We start from the raw sequence: 19,121 nt of genomic DNA, 5'->3' as shown, positions 1-19,121 counted from the left end.
CACTGCTCCAGATCAACCGGAGGTCTTTTCCACTGCCCGGATATCGCCGAGAAACTCACGCGCGCCCTGCCCCGAAGACGACCCCGCGTCGCCCTGCTCCTTGAGCAATTGCTTGCGTGCAGCCACCACTTCCTTAGCCAACGCGATCCGACGCCCGACAACCTTTTCGGTCAACCAGTCGATCAATGCGCGTGTGTAATGCTGTTGATGCTCCTTGACGCTCAAGGCATGGTCGGCGCCGGCAATCACACGCGTGCTCAGCGAGCGCGCATTGACGAAGGCATCGGCGTAATTGCGCAGCACCGGGTGCGGCACGATGACATCGTTTTCGGCTTCCACCAGCAGCACATCGCCCTTGTACTGCGCGCAGGCGGCCAGGGCGATGTTGTCATCGGGCGTCAGCGTGCGCTGGCGGTAGTCCATCAACTCCGGATCGGCATTGAGGCTGACCTTGGGGTGGTCCCAATGTTCGTCCTTGTAGAGTGCAGGCGAGCGCAATGCCAGCCATTCCACCGGGCGCTCGCGCGTCAGCAGTGCAGACAGATAACCGCCATAGCTCAGCCCAACCACGGCGATCGATTGCGCATCCACATACGGCAGATGCGCGAGCTGATCGTAGGCGGCCTTGATGTCGTCCAGGTTCTGCGCACGGGTCACTGTCTGGCGCATCGATGCGTAGCCTTCGTGACCACGCAGGTCGAAGGTCATGCAGATACAGCCCAGGCCCACCGCCTCGCGTGCGCGCAGCAGATTGTGGTGCTGGCTGCCACCCCAGCCGTGCACGAACAGCACGGCCGGCATGCCCGACGGCGTGAGCAAGGTTCCGCTGAGTGCGTCCTGGTCGACGGGAATTTGGATGCTGGAAAGTTTGGCTTCCATTAGGTGCTGGATACCCTCCTGTATTTGTAGCGCGGACCTGGCCCGGCATGCTCGGCGCGGTAATAGATCTGCGCATCGGCCGGCGGTTCGCCCTGATAGATCTCATGCGTGGATGCTGTCACCCATTGCAGTGCCGGGTCTTGCTGAAAGCGGGCGATTGCAGCGAGCTCGGCCGGGGTGGCGCCACCGACCCGCCAGGATTGCTCCAGCACGCCGCAGATCAGCCCAGCCTGCGCATCTTCGCCGCTGACCACATCGTAATTGCGGCGCGAGATGTGCAACTCAGGATAGGCGGCGGTGATGAATCGATCGTATTTGCAGGCCTGTTCGACCACGTGTTTCTGCAATGCCGACAGCGCGGTGGCGGCCAGCGCTTCGAGCGATCCGCGATACACCTGCAGCGACGAGCCGCCATAGACCTCGTCATCCTGCGCGTTGCGCACATTGCATTGCGTGCCGAAATAAGCGATCTGAATTCCGGCAACACACAACTCGCCAACGCTATGCGTGACGGCATGCAGGACGTTGCGCTCCAGCACGGCACCGTGCGTCGCAAGATAGCAATCAGGCAGGCTGTCCAGTGCATCCGCCAGCTGCACGGCATTGGCGATGCGCCATTGACCATTGCCACCGACGCCGGTCGGCAACTTAAGTCGCACCCCTCCGCCTGGCAGCAATGCATCCAGTGCGTGCTCGGCATCGGCACGCGAAAACACCGTATAGCCCGGCAGCGTGGCTGGGATCAGCGCGGTGGCCAGCGCCTGATTCCAGCCAGGAATGCTGGCCGCATCGTTAGCGATCAACGGATGACCAATCACCTTGGTCGCCAGAAACGCGTGCGGCACGATGCCACCCAGCAGATCGCCGTTGTCGTCGATTCCCAAGCCATGCGCCTGCTCGGTGGTCAGGGTCTCGTCGGGCACATGGAAGACTGCGGCATCATCAGCGGCCGCTGTTGCATCATGCGCGCCCAGCAAGCGTTCAATTTCGCTGCACACCCACGCATGCGTGATCCGCTCATGGCCGTGTTCGGGCACCAGACGCGTGACGTGCCCCAGCACCTGCCGATACTGCTTGTGTGCCATCACGTTCCCCTCGCGGCGCTCGGCCGCTTGATCGTTCTGGCTCTGTTGCGTAACTGAAACCTGCAACACGTTACTGCACGGGTGTTGCGCTACCTCTTACTTCAGTACCAGGTAGACCCCGAGCACAATCACAAGCACCACGACTAGGCTGATGGCGACGCGCCCGCCACGCAACTCCAACAAGGCATGCCACCACACGCGTGCTTCCGATGTGCCGCTGGCGTGCTGCGGCTTGCTGCGACTGCTTTCGCTCTCCTGCATCCTGGGTGCTCTCTCCATTACGTCGCTGCAGAGCTTACGGATCAGACGTTACACAGGTGTAGAGCGGTTCAGAATCTTCCGTAAAACACGGCTGTTTCTAGCGCAATTTATCGTATTCATCTTTGCACTGCGCTCGTTTGCGCGGCGCCTCGATCCGCTCAAAGTGATACAGGCCGGTGCACGAGCCGAATGTGGTCGCTGCCGTCGACGCTGGAATTCGCATGTAGGCCGCAGTGCATATGCAGCGTGTAGAGATCCATGAACACGCTGACCAATTAAGGCAATACGGCCGCACGAAGAGCCAATGGTCGCGTTCGATGATCATTCGTTGACATACCCGCAGTTACCCTGCACGTCAAGTTTGTTTAACCCGGACCACCCGAAGTCATGAGCAGAGACCCCTCCGTTATCGATGTACAAGCCGAAATCGCGCATTGGCAAGCGCGGCATGCCCAGGGCAACCTTGGTGCAGGCAAGTTCAGCGAGTTGTCACCGGTGGTGAAAATGGCCTGCGATATCTATCTGCAGGCACCGCGTTCAAGTGATCAGGAGCGTCTGCGGTTGTTTCGCGACCGCCTGGAACATCACTTCATTTCATCCAACACCCAGTCCAATTACGAGCAGTTGGCCACCGATTGCTGGCAGCGTCTGGGCATGCGCAATAGTTGAGTACGTCAGTGTCAGCAGGACCCGTTATTCATTGGAGAACGTCATGAAAACCCCGTATCAAGTGCAGCAGGAGCTGGAACGATTGGAGCGGTTGGTACCGCACATCGTCAGCGACCAGGGCGACCGCGCGGAGGACATCCTTGGCTTTCATGTGGCCAGTCTGTTGGGCAGTGCGCCGGCCAGCGAACACGCGGTGATTCGCGAACGCACCGCACGCATGACGCGTATCTGTCGCAGCGCGCAGGACGCAGTGCATGCACCGGCCAGGCCGATGGGCCTCGGGTCGGTAGCCCAGACCCAGTGGGCGTGAGTGCATAACTCCCCCCGCGCATTATCGGAGCCGCACAGCGGCTCCTTTGCATTTTGCCGTCGGCACCTGCCGGCGGTTTCTTCAACGCTCAGGACGTCCATGAAATCCCTTCTTGTTGCTACCTCGTTGTTCGCCATGCTGACGCTTACCGCATGTGATCGCCCCGGCGGCGATGCCTCGCGCACCGCACCGGCGGTGTCGCCGGAACCCACTGCCGCACCGGTCAGCGGCACCGGCGCAGCCGAATTGGCCAAGGGCGATGGCGCAGTGCTGGGCGTGCTGGCGGCGCTGGACGAAAACGAAATCGCGCTGGCCAAGCAGGCCATCGCGCAGGACATGGGCGGCGCCACCGACGCATTCGCCAAGCAGATGCTGCACGACCACGAAGCCAATCTCGAAAAGTGCAAGGCCTTGGGTGCCACCGGCAGCGCGCGCGCCGATGCGATGCGCGCCAAGGGCAAGGCTTCCGCTGATGCGCTGTCGCAGACCTTGACCCTGCCAGACGGCAAGGATGCATATCGCAACGGCTTCATGCGCACCATGGTCATCGACCATGGCGACACCATCAAGATCATCGACTCCGAACTGCTGCCCGCCGCCGAAAGCGCTGCGGTCAAGCAGCATCTGGAAGAAAGCCGCCGTGTGGTGTCGGCGCACTTCGAGCGCGCCCACGCGGTGTCTTCGTCGAAGTAAGCGCTCGACTGTTTTAGCGATCGCGCAACGCGCCGGCTGGTCCGGCGCGTTTGCGTTTGGGCTGCGCGCAGCGATCAGCTCGGTGCAACGCGTGATCCGATCGCAGCACCGGCAAGGCATCGACTTCACTGCGCTGCCGCCCACCCTGGCCTATCGTGCCGCATCGCCTTGGCCCAGGAGTCTCCACCATGCAGTTGCTCATCACCGGCGGCACCGGCTTTATCGGCCAGGCACTGTGCCCGGCCTTGCTGCGCGCCGGGCATCAGGTCAGCGTACTGACGCGCGATCCCCGCCGCGCCAGCCGCACCCTGCCCGGCATCACCGCCGTGGAGACGCTGGACGGCGTGCAAGCCGATGCCGTCATCAACCTGGCCGGCGAGCCGCTGGCGGCCGGCCGCTGGACCGACGCACGCAAGCAGCAATTCCGCGCATCGCGGCTGGGCATCACCCGGCAACTGCAGGCCTGGATCGCGCAGCAACCGGCCGAGCAGCGCCCGTCCGTGCTGATCTCCGGCTCGGCGGTGGGCTATTACGGCGAACGCGGCGACACCGCGCTGACCGAAGCAGACAGCGCCGGCGACGATTTTTCCGCCGTGTTGTGTCGCGACTGGGAGGCCGAAGCGGCCAAGATCGCCGCACTGGGCCCGCGCGTGAGCTGGGTGCGCACCGGCATCGTGCTCGACCGCGATGGCGGCGCGCTGGCGCGCATGCTGCCGGCGTTCCGCTTTGGCGGCGGCGGCCCGTTCGGCAATGGCCGCCACTGGATGAGCTGGATCCACCGCGCCGACATGGTCGCGCTGCTGCTGTGGCTGCTCGAGCACGGCGAAGCGGGCGCCTACAACGCCACCGCACCGACCCCGGTTACCAACGCCGAGTTCGCGCGCACGCTGGCCCGGGTGCTGCACCGCCCGGCGCTGCTGGCGCTGCCGGCCGGCCTGCTGCGGCTGGGCTTCGGCGAAATGGCCGAGCTGCTGCTGATCAGCCAGCGGGTGCTGCCGCAGCGTGCGCTGGCTGCCGGCTTCCGCTTCCAGTACCCAGGCCTGGAAGCGGCGTTGCGCGCCATCCTGCAGCGCTGAGCTGCGCCACCGGCCCGGTGACTTCGGCCACCGGGACAACGCCGCTGGCCGCGCTGGAATGCGCGCCTGGGCCATGCACTAATATTTGCCTAATGGCGACCTCCGACAGTGGCGCGCATCTCGGACTGGCCCCGTGCCCGGCGGAACCTCTATGCACCTGCTCCTCGTCGAAGACGACACCATGCTGGCCAACGCGATCTGCGCCGGCGTGCGCCAGCAGTCCTGGACCATCGACCATGTCGGTAGTGCCAACGCCGCCAAGACCGTGCTGGTGGACCATCGCTACACGGCAGTGCTGCTGGATATCGGCTTGCCCGGCGAGTCCGGGCTGACCGTGATCCGCTTCATGCGCGGCCAGTACGACGCCACTCCGGTGATCGCTCTGACGGCGCGCGGCCAGCTCACCGACCGCATCCGCGGCCTGGATGCCGGTGCCGACGATTACCTGGTGAAACCCTTCCAGTTCGATGAGCTGATGGCGCGGCTGCGCGCAATCACCCGGCGCAGCCAGGGCCGCGTGGTGCCGCTGCTCACTCAGGGCGATGTCTGCGTGGACCCGAGCAGCCGCAAGGTCACCAGGGACGGCAAGTGGGTCGCACTGAGCGCGCACGAATACCGCCTGCTGCTCGCGTTGATGGAACGTGCCGGGCGCGTGGTCACCAAGGATCAGCTGGAAGAAGGCGTCTACGGCGGCCCGTCCGAAGGCGGCAGCAACATGATCGCTGTGTATGTGCACCAGTTGCGCCGCAAGCTGGGCGACGAACTCATCTCCACCATTTATGGCCAGGGCTACATGGTCGGCAAGGCGCCCGAATGAAATCGCTGCAGGCGCGCATGCTGGCGGCGCTGGCCGCAATCGTGTTGCTGAGCTGGTCCACCTCGCTGTGGATCCTGGTCTCACTGGTCACCCAGGGCCATCACAGCGTGTTCGAGCAGGAGCTCAACACGTTTGGCGATCAATTGATCTCCGTGTTGCCGGAGACGCTGGAGCATCGCTTCGATACCCCAGACCCTCCGGCCACGGCAGACATCCAGACCCCGATGGGCAACGCGTCCTCGCGCATCAGCCTGAAGCAGACGCTCACTGCCATCGTGTTGAATACCTCGCAGCTAGCGATCCTGGGCCTACTGATGTGGTGGGCGGTGCGCACCTCGCTCGGGCCGCTGCGCGCTGTTTCGCTCGCCATTGCGCAACGCACCGGGCTGGATACCGAACCGGTGCCGCTGGACCAGGTGCCGGATGAAATCCGTCCGCTGATCGGCTCCTTCAACACCTTGCTGGCGCGGGTGGAAAAAACCGTGCAGGCCGAACGTGATTTCGTTGCCGATGCCGCACACGAATTGCGCACCCCGCTGTCGGCGCTGCATGCCTATGCCGAAGTGGCGCTGCGTGCGCACACGCTGGAAGCCAAGGACGCGGCGCTGCAACAGCTGCTGGAAACCGCACGCCGCAGCAACCGTCTGGCCGAGCAATTACTGGACCTGGCGCGACTGGATGCAGGCATCACATCGGCGGCGTATCAGCAGGTCGATATGGGCGAATTGATCACCCACGTGCTGGACGAATTCAGCGTGCAGGCCGATGCGCGCCACATCACTCTGCAACTGGAAGCCGCACCGTGCACCCTGCGTTGCGATGTGGACGCAGTGGGGATCCTGATCCGCAATCTGGTCGACAACGCCATCCGCTACGGCCGCACCCATGGCACGGTTGAAGTGAGTTGCGGCTATTGCCTGCGCGCCGATGTGCTGCACCCGTTCGTGCAGGTCAGCGATGACGGCCCCGGCGTGCCGGAGAGCGCACGTGCATCCATCTTCGAACGCTTTTACCGGGTTGCCGACAGCGAGGTGCAAGGCAGCGGTATCGGGCTGTCGTTGGTGGCCGGCATCGCACGGCTGCACGAAGCCGCCATCGAAACCTGCGAAGGCAACGAGGGGCGTGGCCTGTGCGTGCGCGTGGTGTTTGCCAGCGACAGTGCGCGCATTAGCGGCTGACTGCAGTCCGCGCACCGCAATGGCGCGCCGACGATACCAATAAGTTTCCAAAACCGCTTGCCTAGAGTGCACTCACCGCACGCGTCCAGGATGCATGGTGATGTTCCACTCGATCCGTTCCACCCATCTCGCTCCGGCCGCCGTCTCGCTGCTGGCACCGCACATCGCCGCCAACGACAGCGTCACGACCGCTGTCACTGCTGCGACGCCTGCACTGGAATTCCGCTGCGGCCGCACCGGCACGCGTAATCGCGACATCTGGAGTGCGTTACCGGATATCCGCAGCGCGCGCGATGCACGCCGACTGCAGCACTGGGCAAAAAGCAGTGTGTTGTTCGTTGCCGCAGCGGTGGTCTTTGCGCTGGCCTTGGTCAGTTTCTTGATGCATTGAGCGCTGGCCATCGGCTGTGTGCTGTTGCAACGCCATTTCCTCTTCTTCTTCAGGTACTTCTTCATGTCGCACTCTTTTTCTGTCCGTTGCTGCGCGCTTGTAATGGTTGGCGTGACGCTGATCGGCTGCGCCAGCACGCGTCCGATGCCGTATAGCCAACTGCCGTCTGCCAGTTATCTGCGCCCGCACGACGGCAGCCGCGGCGACCGCATGCCGTATTCCTACAAGAGCGAAGTGGATTGGACCCGCTACCGCGCCGCGTTGATCGAGCCGGTAAGCATCTATCGCGGCCCGGACGCGCAATTCGAAGACGTGGCCGAGCAGGACAAACGCATGTTGGCCGACTATATGCAGCAGGAGTTCGGCAATGCGATCGGGCAGCGCTGGCAGCGCGCGACCACGGCAGAGCGCGGCAGCTTACGTGTACGCATCACCTTGACCGGCGCCAAGCCCAGCAAGCGCGTGCTCGGCACCTTCATGAAGGTGGATATCGGCGGCGGTTCCTACAACGCGGTGCAGGCCGCACGCGGCAAGGAGGGCGCGTTCTCCGGCTCGGTCAGCTATGCGGTGGAAATCTTCGATGCACAGAGCAATCGCCTGCTCGCTGCCTATGTCGAAAAGCAGTATCCGAGCGCGATGAACATCAAGGCCAGCCTGGGTGCATACGACGCGGCAAAAGCCGGCATTCGCAAGGGTGCCGAGCAGTTGGTCAAAGGGATGGAGTAGCTCCCTTCTCCCATCGGGAGAAGGTGCCCCGAAGGGGCGGATGAGGGTGCGAGCGAAGCCCTCGTGCAGTTGGAACGACACGAGGGCTTCGCCCCGTACCCTCACCCCAACCCCTCTCCCGAAGGGAGAGGGGCTTGATGTCCCGCGCTTGGCGAGGGGTGCTAGCCAACTGCCCGATATCGCCTCATTAGCGATCAACCCATGCAAAAGGCCGACGCTGTACAAACGGCGCCGGCCTCTATCAGTTTGCAACACCCACCCGTTGTCAGCGTGCAGCGCCCTCTCGGCGCTGCAGCATCAGCGCGTCACGCGCTTGGCCACTTTCTTGCCGACGGCCTTGCGGGCGGCGGTGGTCTTGGCCACTGCGCGCGTTGCCGGGGTCTTGGTGACCTTAGCGGCTTTCTTCAACGCGGTCTTGGTTACCGCCTTCTTGATCGGCGCCTTCTTCACGGCTGCCTGTTTGGTCGCGGTCTGCTTGGCCACTGGCGCTTTCTTGCCCGTGGTCTTGGCAATGGTCTTGGCGACCGGCTTCTTGAGGGCAGCCGACTTGGCCGCAGCCTTCTTCGCTGCCGAACGCGCGCCGACCTTGGCCACCGCGCTTTTGCGCGCTGCGCTCTTGGCGGCAGTCTTGGCAGTCAATGCAGCCGCTTCGGCCTTGGCGTTGGCCTTGGCGGTTTCCAGCTTCTGCCTGGCGCTGGCCTTGGTGCTGGCCAGTTTCTGCTTGGCCGCATCGGTGCTGCTGGTCAGCTTCTGCTTGGCCGCATCGGTGCTGCTGGTCAGCTTCTGCTTGGCCGCGGCGGTGCTGCTGGTCAGCTTCTGCTTGGCCGCATCCTTGGTCGCGGTCAACTTCTGCTTTGCTGCGTCTTTCGTCGTGCTCAGCTTGTGCTTAGCCGCGTCTTTGGTGGCCGTCAGCTTGTCCTTGGCAGCCTCTTTGGTCGACACCAGCGAGCGCTTGGTCTTGGCCACGCTGCGCGTGACGGCAGTGGCCGCTTGATTGGCTTTTTTGACCACGCGTTTTTCGACCTTGACCACGGCCTTGCGTGCCTTGGCCACGCGCGTCTTGACCTCTTCCACCGCCGTGCCGGCTGCGTCCTGCACGCTGGCAACCGCTTCGCTGGTAGTGCTGGCGATGGTTTCAGTCAGTTCGGTGGCCGTGCTTTTTACGCTGTCGACGGCGTCGGACAGGGTTGCCGTCACACCATTGCCGTTGCTCATAGACCCTCCTTAAGGGCGTCATTTCTGAAAAACGCAGGCGATGCACGACGGCATGCGTATGCTGAACAGGCATCGGATCAAGCGGACGCTACGCCGGGCTCAAGCGGCTGTCAACGCAAGGCCTGCAAGGGGTGCGCGGCGCTTTCACCAGAAGTTAAATTACGCACTGGCACTCTCGTTCAGCTTGATTTACGCAGTCAGACGCCCTATTCCTCTTCCACCGCGTAACCGGATTCCGTTGCATGCGACCGCTGCCTACCCTGCTGACACTTTCATTGGCCGCCGCGTTCGGCGGATTTGCCGCCACCGGCATCAATGCCTGGCTGGACAACCGTGCCGAGGCCACCCCGGCCGGCGCTGCGTCCTTCACCCTGCCCGCCGCCGCCGCGTTGCCGGCCGCGGTCGCCGGGCAACCGGTGCCGTCGTTGGCGCCGATGCTGCAGCAGGCGATGCCGGCAGTGGTGAGCGTCAACACCAAGCAAGTGGTACGCGTGCGCAACCCGTTCTTCAACGACCCGATCCTGCGCCGGCTGTTTCCGGAAATTCCGCAGGACCGCATCAACGAATCGCTGGGCTCGGGCGTGATCATCGATGCGCAAAAGGGCTACGTGCTGACCAACCACCACGTCATCGAAAATGCCGACGACGTGCAGGTGACACTCGGCGACGGGCGCACCGTCAAGGCCGACTTCATCGGCTCCGATGCCGACACCGATATTGCGCTGATCCGCATCAAGGCCGACAAGCTCACCGACATCAAACTGGCCGATAGCAGCGCGTTGCGGGTGGGCGATTTTGTGGTGGCGATCGGCAACCCGTTCGGCTTCACCCAGACGGTCACCTCCGGCATCGTCTCGGCAGTGGGCCGCAGCGGTATTCGCGGGCTGGGCTACCAGAACTTCATCCAGACCGATGCTTCGATCAATCCGGGTAACTCCGGCGGTGCGCTGGTCAATCTGCAAGGCCAGCTGGTGGGCATCAATACCGCCAGTTTCAATCCGCAGGGCAGCATGGCCGGCAATATCGGGCTGGGCCTGGCGATCCCCTCCAACCTGGCGCGCAATGTGGTGGAGCAATTGGTCACCAAGGGCGTGGTGGTGCGCGGCACGCTCGGGTTGGAAACCCAGAACCTTACCCAGCAGATGCTGCAGGGCCTGGGTGTGGATTCGTTGCGCGGCGCTCTGGTGACGCGCGTGTTGCCAGGTTCCGCTGCGGCGGCCGCAGGCGTGCAGCCGGGCGATGTGGTGGTGGCGGCCAACGACCAACGCGTGGACAGTGCCGAAGCCTTGCACAATTACGAAGGCCTGCAAGCGGTAGGAAGCGCGGTGACCTTGGAGATTCGTCGCGACGGCAAACCGCTCAAGCTCACCGCCACCTTGAAAGAGCAGGACCGTGCAGTCACCGGCGACATGCTCGACCCACGCCTGGGCGGGGCCACCTTTGTGGATCTGCCCGAATCGCTGCGCCAATCCGGCATTACCGGGGTGATGGTCAGCGAGGTCAAACGCGGCGGTCGCGCGGCTGCCAATGGTCTGGTCAGCGGCGATGTGATCGTGGCCAGCAGCGTGGGCGAGTTTGCCGATCTGGCCAGCTGGCGCGCCAACTTTCAACGCAAACCGCAGCAATTGGTCGTACGCATCTTGCGTGGCAACGCGCAGTACGACGCGTTGATGCGTTGACGTGGCGTGCACTGCGATGCACGTCCACTAACACCCCCTACACCGCAGCGATGCTATTGCTGCAACACGCCCGCATGCTGTCGCGGCTGCCATCAATGACCGAAGGAGATATCGCATGAGCCCCACCAATACCGATCAGCTGAAAGAGAATCTGAGCGAAGCCAGCACCCACCTGAAGTCCGCTGCCAGCGCTGCAGGCGAAGCGGTCAAGGGCGCCACCAGCGCTGCGAGCGATGAGCTCAAGCTCGGTCGCGCCAACGTCAAGGCAGAGCTGTCCGACACCGCACTGGCCGGCATGGCGGCTGCAGAGTTCGGTGGCGCCGCTGCCAAAGAGCAGCTCGATGTGCTGGTTAGCAAGGGCAACGACCTGCTGGAAAGCGCCACCGATCTGATCCGCGAGCGTCCGCTGGCTGCGTTCGGCGTTGCATTTGCGACCGGCTGGATCATTGCCAAGCTGGCACGCAGCAACGACAACTAAGTCGTGAGCGATCAGGCCTCTACAGCTGGAGCATCCGACGCGCCCAACGCGCGTGCGGAAACGCCAGGACTGGACGAAAGCGTGCGTGCGGTCGGCGCTGCCGGTCGTGCGACGCTGGGCTCGGCCAAGGACACCAGCCGCGCATTACGCCGGCTGTTGTCGGCCGATCTGCAACTTGCACGCAGTGCCTTCGGGCGCGGCCTGGCATGGGCATGCGTTGCCGTGGTCTTCGGCGCTTCGTCATGGTTGTTGTTGGCAGGCGCGATCATCGCGTTGTTGCAGCGCGCCGGGCTGTCTTGGTTCCAGGCAATGTTCTTCACCGCGTTGGCCAGCTTGCTGGTCACCGGCATCGCGGCGTGGCGGGTGTTCTTCTACTTCGATCACACCGGCTTGAATGCGACACGTCGTCAGCTGATCAAGCTGGGCATCTTCGATGACAGCAATGACGACGACGATGCCACTGCATCGCCCAGCAATGGAGCGCGTACATGAAGTTTGGCACCTTGCGTCAGCGCGTCGAGCGCGCTGAATTTCTGGTGGAAGGGCGCGCGCAAGAAACGCGTCAGCATTGGGGTGAATTACGCCAGACCTGGCGTGCTGGCTGGTCGCCGCTGCGCATCGTGGTGGTCGGTTTCGGACTGGGTTTTGTCACCGGCCGCAACGAACCGCAAGCCGCGCTTGGCAGCATCGCCAGCAAGCTGGGCGGTATCCCGAAGATTCTGCAGATGATCAGCACGATCTCTGCCCTGTTTACCGCACATCGCGCGCAGGAGGCCTCCGAGCAGGCCGAACGTGCGGCCGACAACGCCGAAGAGGTTGCTGCCGATCCGCCGGTGACCGTGGTGCAGGCGCCGGTAGACCGCGCAGCCTGATCGCTGCGCTGAAGGCGGGCACCGTGTGCCTTTGTGTACTGCCTGTGCGGCCGAGTCCGCCACCGAACTTTCGATACTGACATGATGCGCACAGACTCTGTGCGCGCTGTTGACGCGTTCTGCCGATAATGGCCCACCGCTGGCACCACGCCAGTCTGCTGCCAGGGCGCGCATGTCTCTTCCCATCGACTCATTGGATGCTGCCGTCCCGGCAGAATCGCTCCCGCCCCCACCGGCACCGCGCCCGCGAGCCCCCGCCTCGCTGGTGGTGCTGGCCACGCTGGCAGTGGGCTACACCTTGTGGGCAGCGCAGACGATCATCCTGCCGGTGATGCTGGCGGCGTTCTTCGCTTTGATCGGCAATCCCATCCTGCGCGGCTTGCGCAAGCTTTATATCCCCCGTTTTCTTGGCGCCTTCATGGTGTTGTGCCTGGGCCTGGCCGGCACCGTGGCGCTGGCCGCGCAATTGGCCGGCCCGGCTGCGGAATGGGTGCAGCAGGCACCGCGGCAGATGCGCCAGATCGCGCGCGATGTACGCGATCTCACCAAGCCGGTGATGCAGGCCAACCAGGCCGCGGAAAATTTCGCACGTGCGGCCGGCGGCGAAGGTCAGCGCAATGTGCAGATCGTGCGCACGCAGATGGACGACCCGTACAAGGCGCTGGTGCGTACGCCCAAATTGGCCGCCTCGGTGCTGGCGGTGGTGCTGCTGACGTTCTTCTTCATGGTCTATGGCGAAAGCCTGCAGCGGCATGCGATCGCCTTGCTGCCCAATCGACAGCAACAGCGCTTTACTACAGAAATCATGCTGGACATCGAACGCGAGGTCTCGCGCTATGTACTCACCATCAGCGTGATCAATACGCTGGTCGGACTGGTCTTCGCCGGCATTCTGTATGCGCTCAAGATTCCGCTGCCCGAAGCATTGCTATGGGGCACGGTGGTGGCGCTGCTCAACTTCGCGCCGTATGTGGGCCCGCTGATCGGCGTGATGCTGATGCTGCTGATGGGTTTTGTGGAATTTCGCACCACCTTGTCGGCGATGCTGCCGGCGATCCTGTATCTGGCGCTGCATACCATCGAAGGCCAGGTAGTGACCCCGATCGTGCTGGGCCGACGCATGGCAATCTCGCCGCTGATGTTGATTTTGGCGCTGATGCTGTTCGGCTGGCTGTGGGGCATGGTAGGCCTGCTGCTGGCGGTGCCGCTGCTAGTCTGCATCAAGATGGTGCTGAGCCGGGTGGAGGGGATGCAGCGTTGGGCCAGGCTGCTTGAGTAGCCGGGAATCGGGAATCGGGAGTTGGGAATCGCAAGAGCAGAGGCGCCGCTCTACCCATTCTCGATTCCCGACTCCCCATTCCCGGCATTACAATCTCGCGATGAGCTTCCACATCAGCGCCATCACTCTCGACCTCGACGATACGTTGTGGCCCTTTGCGCCGATCGGGGCGCGGATCGATCAGGTGCTGTACGACTGGATGCGCGAGCACAGCCCGGTCACTGCCGAGCGCTTTCCGGTAGAGGCAATGCGCGAACTGCGCGAGCGCAGCTTTGCCGACAACCCGCACCTGCATCACGACCTCAGCGCGCTGCGCCGGTTGACGCTGGAAATGGCGCTGCGCGAGAGCGGCGGCGATCTGGCGTTGCTCGAACCCGCCTATGAGGTGTTCTACGCCGCGCGCAACCAGGTGGAATGCTATCCGGACGCGCTCGACGCACTGGCGCGCATTGCCGCACATGTGCCGGTGGCGGCGCTCAGCAACGGCAATGCCGATCTGCAGCGCATCGGGCTGATGCACCACTTTGCGTTTCAGCTGGGCTCGCGCGAACACGGCAGCGCAAAACCCGACCCGAGCATCTTCCTGGCCGCATGCGCGCGGCTGGACGCGCCGCCGGCCCAGGTGCTGCATGTGGGCGACCACGTGCGCATGGACGTGCTCGGCGCGCTCGATGCCGGCTTGCGCGCGTGCTGGATCAATCGCGAAGGCGCGCAGTGGTCGCACCCCACACAGCAGCCCGATCTGGAGTTCGACTCCATGGCCGGGCTGGCCGATTGGCTCGACGCACACCGGCCGCATTCAGGCGCCGCACACGATGGCGTCCGCCTTCCCGCCTGAGCCACTATTGCTCGGCGCACGGCGCCGCATTCAAGGATTCCCATGTCGCAGCTCACCGGTTTCATCGATCCCAACGCCGCCGCATTGCCGCTATATGTGCTCGACCGCGCAGGCTTTGCAGGTTGGTACGCCGAGCAGCCCACCCGCGTGTTGGCGTGGGCGCAGGCGCAGCGCTTCGATGCGGCGCAGGGCAGCGTGTTGCTGTTGCCGGGCGAAAACGGGCTGGCCGGGGCGATCCTGGGCATCGGCGACCGCGCCGATGCCTACGCCTACGCACATGCACCGATGGCGTTACCGCCGGCGAGCCGCTGGACGCTGGTCAGCGCATTGAGCGACACCGAACAGGCGCTGCTGCACCTGGGCTGGGGCTTGGGCGCGTATCGCTTTTCGCGCTATCGCAAGGTGCCGCGTGCACCGGCCGAACTGGCGGCCACGCCATCGGCGGAAACCCGCGCCTTGATCGAAGCCTGCCTGCGCGTGCGCGACTGGGTCAACACACCCACCGAAGACATGGGCCCGCAACAACTGGAAGATGCCACGCGCGCACTGGCGCAAACGCATGGCGCGCAGGTCGAGGCGATCGTCGGTGAGGAATTGCTGGCGCAGAACTTCCCCACCATTCACGCGGTCGGGCGCGCCTCGCATCGCGCGCCGCGTCTGATCGCGCTGCGCTGGGGCGCGGCCGAGCATCCGCATCTGGTGCTGGTCGGCAAGGGCGTGTGCTTCGATACCGGCGGGCTGGATCTGAAACCGGCCGACGGCATGCGCAACATGAAAAAGGACATGGGCGGCGCGGCGCATGCGCTGGCGCTGGCTGGCCTGGTCATGGCGCAGCAGTTGCCGGTGCGGCTGACCTTGCTGATTCCTGCAGTGGAAAACGCCGTTGGCCCGGATGCGTTCCGCCCCGGCGAAGTCATCACCACCCGCGCCGGCGTTACGGTGGAAGTGGACAACACCGATGCCGAAGGCCGCCTGGTGCTGTGCGATGCGCTGAGCTACGCCACCGAACAGCGCCCCGATCTGATCCTGGATTTCGCCACGCTCACCGGTGCCGCGCGCATCGCGCTAGGCCCGGATCTGCCTGCGCTGTTCGCCAACGACGATGCCCTGGCGCAGGCCTGGCTGAGCGCTGGCGAGCAGACCCGCGACCCGGTGTGGCGCATGCCGCTGTGGCGCCCGTACCTGCGCTATCTCAACAGCCACGTGGCCGACATGGCCAACGCCGGCTCGCGCATGGCCGGCGCCGTCACTGCCGCGCTGTATCTGGAGCGCTTCGTCGCGCCGGGCCAGCGATGGGCGCATCTGGACGTGTACGCCTGGAACGACAGCGACCGCCCCGGCCGCCCGGCCGGCGGCGAAGCATTGGCGTTGCGCTCGGCTTACGCGATGCTCAAGCAGCGTTACGGTGGCTGAGGCCGGCTGACACCACGGCGTTCAACAAACTCGCCTTTGTCGACGAGTGAAGTGATGTCGACAATGGCAGCGACGTTGATCGGATTAAGTGCGTGATCAGGCCGCAGCGCATCCGACGTCCGCGCTGCATTCACGGCTCGCAACCATGCAAACCGACCATCTCGACTGGTCCTTGCCCGCCCACCGTCGCGGGACCTTATGCGGCATGGATGCCGCAGTAGAGCCTACATGGACGTACTTGCGGCGTGTCCCGCGATGGTGGGCGGGCAAGGACCCTGCAGCAAACACACAGATCAGCCGCTCTAAAACCAACGTATCCACACCGTTCGATCAACCTCTCAAGGCGACCGAGAGCTTGAGCTTCAGCGTCATCTGGAGATCCCCAAGCCGAGCGGGTCGAGGGCGTAATGCCATCAGCACGCTGCGCTATTGCCCGTCATCGGGATCATTCATCGGCCGCTTTGGTGGCTGCATCACACAGTAGACGCACTGGAGCGTGGACTATTCGCCGACGGGTCATGCCTGCGCCGCACGTTGGCGGGCCTGACCATCACTGCGCCGCACATTGCCTTACTGCATTGACTCAGTACCGCATCGACCCTCATTGCATCGCCCACCGGAGCCAGCCATGAACGTGCCACCTCCCTCTCCACCGCCGCAGCGCTCACGTGCTGTGGCGCCGCTGCTCGGCATCGCTGCGATTGCCGGCGGCATCGCGGTGGCATTCGCCTGGACCGCCGGCTGGATCGGTAGCGACCGGCTCACCGCCGCGCGCATGACCGACACCATCGAATCCAGCGGGCCGCCGCATCCGGGCTTTCGCCGCGCGCACACCAAAGGCGTGTGTGTGAGCGGCGAATTCAAGGCCAGCGGCAAGGCCACCTGGCTGTCGTCGGCACGCATCTTCAGCCAGGCCAGCACGCCGGTGCTCGGGCGCATGTCGATCGGCGGCGGCGACCCGCATGGCGCCGATGGCGCCGCGCGCGTACGCAGCATGGCGCTGCTGTTGCGCAGCGACGACGGGCAGGAATGGCGCACCGCGATGAACAGTTTTCCGTTCTTCGTGGTGGCCACGCCAGCGGGTTTTCAAGCGCTCAATGTGGCCTCCAAGCCGGACCCGGCCACCGGCAAACCCGATCCGGCCAAGCTGGCCGCGTTCGGCAAGCAGTATCCGGAGGCGGCCAAGTTTCAGCAGTGGGCCAAGACCGCGCCGTGGTCGGATAGTTGGGCCAACACGCAGTACAACGGGGTGAATTCCTTCCGCGCCATTGCCGCCGATGGACGCGAGCGTTACATCCGTTGGTCGATGCGTCCGCACACAACGTTCAAGGAATTGAGTGCCGAGCAGCGTGCCAAGGCCGATGGTGATTTTCTCGCCACCGATCTCGATCAGCGTCTGGCGCAGGGACCGTTGCGTTGGGACATGGTGCTGACCATTGCCGAACCGGGCGATGCGGTGGACGATCCTTCGCAGCCGTGGCCGGAGAGCCGCAAGCAGATCGTGGCCGGCACCGTCTCGATCGATCATGCCGAGCCGCAGGCCACCGGCCCGTGCCGCGATCTCAACTACGACCCGCTGATTTTGCCCAAGGGTATCGCGGGCTCGAACGACCCGATCCTGGCGGCGCGTTCGTCGGTGTATTCGCAATCGTTCAATCGACGCGAGCATGAAATCGCCAACGGCCAAGGCGCCGCCGCCACCGGCCAGGGAGCCCACCCATGAGCAGCCGTACCCACTTCAATCTGCCCGCACGCGTGCTGCATTGGCTGATGGCCGCGATGATCCTGACCATGTTGTTCGTCGGCGTGGGCATGGTGGCCTCGGTCACGCAGCGGCCATGGTTGATCGACCTGCATCGTCCGCTGGGTATCACGATCCTGATCCTTGCGGTGCTGCGCTTGATCAACCGCCTGCGCAACCGCCCGCCGCCGTTGCCGGCCGATCTGCCGGCATGGCAAAAAGCTGCTGCGATCGCCTCGCACTGGTTGCTGTATGCGTTGATGCTCGGCATGCCGCTGATCGGCTGGGCGATGTTGTCGGCCGGCGCGTATCCGATCGTACTGTGGCCTGGCGCGCAATTGCCGCCGATCGCACCGCACGATCCTGCGTTGTACGCGTGGCTACGCAGCGCGCATGGCTGGTTGGCGTATCTGTTGTTTGCCACGGTGCTGGGGCATCTGAGCGCGGCGCTGTTTCATGCGTGGGTGCGCCGGGACGGCGTGTTTTCCAGCATGGCGCGCGGGGAGCGGTCTGCGCGTTGATGGGTGGGTGCGTGGTTGAAGACGTGTTGCACAGCGTAATTTCACTGCGCGGACGTACCCTCACCCCAACCCCTCTCCCGAGGGGAGAGGGGCTAATGCTTAACGTTGGCGCTTTGTTTCAGCCGCTGGCGTAAATGCGTCGATGCCTTTGCCAGTCGCGGCCCAGTAAATCCCGCCGTAAAGATGATCCAGATAGCGCGGGTCGTTATACGCCTCGGCCAAATGGCCGAGCGCGGTGGCGAATACGCGGCCGCCTTCGAAATGGTGATACCACGCTACCGGATGCTGCTTGCCCATGCCCTTGGCGACCTGGCCGGGCCAGATCAGCGTGGGGTCGTAGCTGGTTTCGTCAACCGTCAACAGCGTGACCAGGTCATCGCTGTACGGCGCATCGTATTCGTACCATTCGTCGGTCCACACCCATCGTTTGGGCAGGCCGGCAGTGGCCGGGAAATTGGCGTCCACCACATCCACCATCGCCGTCTGCATGTACGGATGGGTGCGGAACGAGCGGCCGATCAGATGGTCGTACCACTCCCACTCACCACGCTTGATCGCAAAGGCCTTGTGCACCGCGACCACGCCGCCGCCGTTGCGCACAAATTTTTGAAAGTTCGCACGTTGGGTAGGATCCAGATCGGTGGCCGGTGTATTGAGCAGCACGATCGCCGCATATTGCGACAGATCGCCATCGAAGGCCTTGGCATTCCACGCCCATACCAGCTCGACATAGTGCTTGCGCGCCATCGCTTCGAATTGCGGCTTGGCCACCGGGATATAGTCGTGGTGATACTGGTTGGGAATGGCCGCCACCAATATCTTGAATTGCTCGGCGGATGCATTGAATGTGCAGGCAACTAGCAGACCCAACAGCCACAGATATTTCATGCAATTCGCTCGCGATGATCACTCGTTCGGCAGTGTACCTGCGTGCGTGCGGCATGCTTTTTTAGAGTGGCTGACAAATCGCGGCGAGTATGTTGTCTGCGGACTCTGCTGA

General features: G+C 64.0%; 22 protein-coding genes. 17 read left to right on the top strand and 5 right to left on the bottom strand.

Features of this window, described 5'->3' with window-relative positions; translation table 11 throughout:
- Positions 1-12: 12 nt before the first annotated feature.
- From FFY45_RS05965 to FFY45_RS05955, 3 genes are all read right to left on the bottom strand, one after another.
- Positions 13-879 carry an alpha/beta hydrolase family protein gene (locus FFY45_RS05965; protein ID WP_176339742.1) on the bottom strand — a complete coding sequence of 289 codons (867 nt, stop codon included), beginning with the start codon at positions 877-879 and terminating at the stop codon, positions 13-15.
- Positions 879-1,964 (bottom strand): DUF3182 family protein, encoded by a 1,086-nt coding sequence (locus FFY45_RS05960; RefSeq protein ID WP_176339741.1) that lies wholly within the window; start codon positions 1,962-1,964, stop codon positions 879-881. Before FFY45_RS05960 ends, FFY45_RS05965 begins: the two co-directional genes overlap by 1 nt.
- A gap of 96 nt (positions 1,965-2,060) precedes the next feature.
- Complete coding sequence (locus FFY45_RS05955) at positions 2,061-2,225, bottom strand: hypothetical protein (RefSeq protein ID WP_023905498.1); 165 nt, start codon at positions 2,223-2,225, stop codon at positions 2,061-2,063.
- Positions 2,226-2,612: 387 nt separating this feature from the next.
- On the opposite strand from FFY45_RS05955, the gene FFY45_RS05950 reads away from it, so the two are divergent.
- The 8 genes from FFY45_RS05950 (at position 2,613) to FFY45_RS05915 (ending at position 8,085) form a co-directional block, all read left to right on the top strand.
- Positions 2,613-2,894: a hypothetical protein gene (locus FFY45_RS05950; protein ID WP_006450952.1), complete on the top strand. Its 282-nt coding sequence runs from the start codon at positions 2,613-2,615 to the stop codon at positions 2,892-2,894.
- A gap of 43 nt (positions 2,895-2,937) precedes the next feature.
- The gene (locus FFY45_RS05945; RefSeq protein ID WP_023905500.1) at positions 2,938-3,204 is read left to right on the top strand and encodes a hypothetical protein; all 267 of its coding nucleotides are present in this window, start codon (positions 2,938-2,940) and stop codon (positions 3,202-3,204) included.
- Between the two features lie 99 nt (positions 3,205-3,303).
- Positions 3,304-3,897: a DUF4142 domain-containing protein gene (locus FFY45_RS05940; protein ID WP_006450950.1), complete on the top strand. Its 594-nt coding sequence runs from the start codon at positions 3,304-3,306 to the stop codon at positions 3,895-3,897.
- Between the two features lie 188 nt (positions 3,898-4,085).
- Positions 4,086-4,973 (top strand): TIGR01777 family oxidoreductase, encoded by an 888-nt coding sequence (locus FFY45_RS05935; RefSeq protein ID WP_176339740.1) that lies wholly within the window; start codon positions 4,086-4,088, stop codon positions 4,971-4,973.
- A gap of 151 nt (positions 4,974-5,124) precedes the next feature.
- Positions 5,125-5,790 carry a response regulator transcription factor gene (locus FFY45_RS05930; protein ID WP_006450948.1) on the top strand — a complete coding sequence of 222 codons (666 nt, stop codon included), beginning with the start codon at positions 5,125-5,127 and terminating at the stop codon, positions 5,788-5,790.
- Positions 5,787-6,968 (top strand): sensor histidine kinase, encoded by a 1,182-nt coding sequence (locus FFY45_RS05925; RefSeq protein WP_176339739.1) that lies wholly within the window; start codon positions 5,787-5,789, stop codon positions 6,966-6,968. Before FFY45_RS05930 ends, FFY45_RS05925 begins: the two co-directional genes overlap by 4 nt.
- A 100-nt stretch (positions 6,969-7,068) precedes the next feature.
- Positions 7,069-7,359, top strand: a complete 291-nt coding sequence (locus tag FFY45_RS05920) for a hypothetical protein (protein WP_176339738.1) — start codon at positions 7,069-7,071, stop codon at positions 7,357-7,359.
- A gap of 63 nt (positions 7,360-7,422) precedes the next feature.
- Complete coding sequence (locus tag FFY45_RS05915; RefSeq protein ID WP_176339737.1) at positions 7,423-8,085, top strand: DUF3313 domain-containing protein; 663 nt, start codon at positions 7,423-7,425, stop codon at positions 8,083-8,085.
- Between the two features lie 297 nt (positions 8,086-8,382).
- On the opposite strand, the gene FFY45_RS05910 is transcribed toward FFY45_RS05915, so the two are convergent.
- Positions 8,383-9,300, bottom strand: coding sequence for a histidine biosynthesis protein HisIE (locus tag FFY45_RS05910; protein WP_176339736.1), 918 nt, complete (start codon positions 9,298-9,300; stop codon positions 8,383-8,385).
- Between the two features lie 242 nt (positions 9,301-9,542).
- Here FFY45_RS05910 and FFY45_RS05905 point away from each other — a divergent pair, with 242 nt between their 5' ends.
- The 9 genes from FFY45_RS05905 to FFY45_RS05865 all read left to right on the top strand — a co-directional run bounded on the left by FFY45_RS05905 (position 9,543) and on the right by FFY45_RS05865 (position 18,121).
- Positions 9,543-10,979: a Do family serine endopeptidase gene (locus FFY45_RS05905; protein WP_176339735.1), complete on the top strand. Its 1,437-nt coding sequence runs from the start codon at positions 9,543-9,545 to the stop codon at positions 10,977-10,979.
- Positions 10,980-11,094: 115 nt separating this feature from the next.
- The gene (locus tag FFY45_RS05900; RefSeq protein ID WP_176339734.1) at positions 11,095-11,457 is read left to right on the top strand and encodes a hypothetical protein; all 363 of its coding nucleotides are present in this window, start codon (positions 11,095-11,097) and stop codon (positions 11,455-11,457) included.
- Positions 11,458-11,460: 3 nt separating this feature from the next.
- A complete protein-coding gene (locus FFY45_RS05895; protein WP_176339733.1) occupies positions 11,461-11,949 on the top strand; it encodes a phage holin family protein in 489 nt (162 codons plus the stop codon).
- On the top strand, positions 11,946-12,329 hold the full coding sequence (locus FFY45_RS05890) for a hypothetical protein (RefSeq protein ID WP_023905508.1): 384 nt from the start codon (positions 11,946-11,948) through the stop codon (positions 12,327-12,329). The genes FFY45_RS05895 and FFY45_RS05890 overlap by 4 nt, the downstream gene beginning before the upstream one ends.
- A gap of 172 nt (positions 12,330-12,501) precedes the next feature.
- Positions 12,502-13,608, top strand: a complete 1,107-nt coding sequence (locus FFY45_RS05885) for an AI-2E family transporter (protein WP_043889516.1) — start codon at positions 12,502-12,504, stop codon at positions 13,606-13,608.
- A 100-nt stretch (positions 13,609-13,708) separates the two neighbouring features.
- The gene (locus FFY45_RS05880; protein ID WP_176339732.1) at positions 13,709-14,446 is read left to right on the top strand and encodes an HAD family hydrolase; all 738 of its coding nucleotides are present in this window, start codon (positions 13,709-13,711) and stop codon (positions 14,444-14,446) included.
- Positions 14,447-14,488: 42 nt separating this feature from the next.
- Complete coding sequence (locus FFY45_RS05875; protein ID WP_176339731.1) at positions 14,489-15,859, top strand: leucyl aminopeptidase family protein; 1,371 nt, start codon at positions 14,489-14,491, stop codon at positions 15,857-15,859.
- Between the two features lie 628 nt (positions 15,860-16,487).
- Complete coding sequence (locus tag FFY45_RS05870) at positions 16,488-17,582, top strand: catalase family peroxidase (RefSeq protein WP_176339730.1); 1,095 nt, start codon at positions 16,488-16,490, stop codon at positions 17,580-17,582.
- A complete protein-coding gene (locus FFY45_RS05865; RefSeq protein ID WP_115039428.1) occupies positions 17,579-18,121 on the top strand; it encodes a cytochrome b in 543 nt (180 codons plus the stop codon). Before FFY45_RS05870 ends, FFY45_RS05865 begins: the two co-directional genes overlap by 4 nt.
- 99 nt (positions 18,122-18,220) lie before the next feature.
- On the opposite strand, the gene FFY45_RS05860 is transcribed toward FFY45_RS05865, so the two are convergent.
- Positions 18,221-19,009: a ThuA domain-containing protein gene (locus FFY45_RS05860; RefSeq protein ID WP_176339729.1), complete on the bottom strand. Its 789-nt coding sequence runs from the start codon at positions 19,007-19,009 to the stop codon at positions 18,221-18,223.
- Between the last annotated feature and the right edge of the window lie 112 nt (positions 19,010-19,121).

This window comes from Xanthomonas hortorum (genome assembly GCF_011305375.1).
Taxonomy (GTDB): domain Bacteria; phylum Pseudomonadota; class Gammaproteobacteria; order Xanthomonadales; family Xanthomonadaceae; genus Xanthomonas; species Xanthomonas hortorum_E.
The sequence above is the reverse complement of the archived record's forward strand: the minus strand, read 5'-3'. Positions and strand labels throughout refer to the sequence as shown.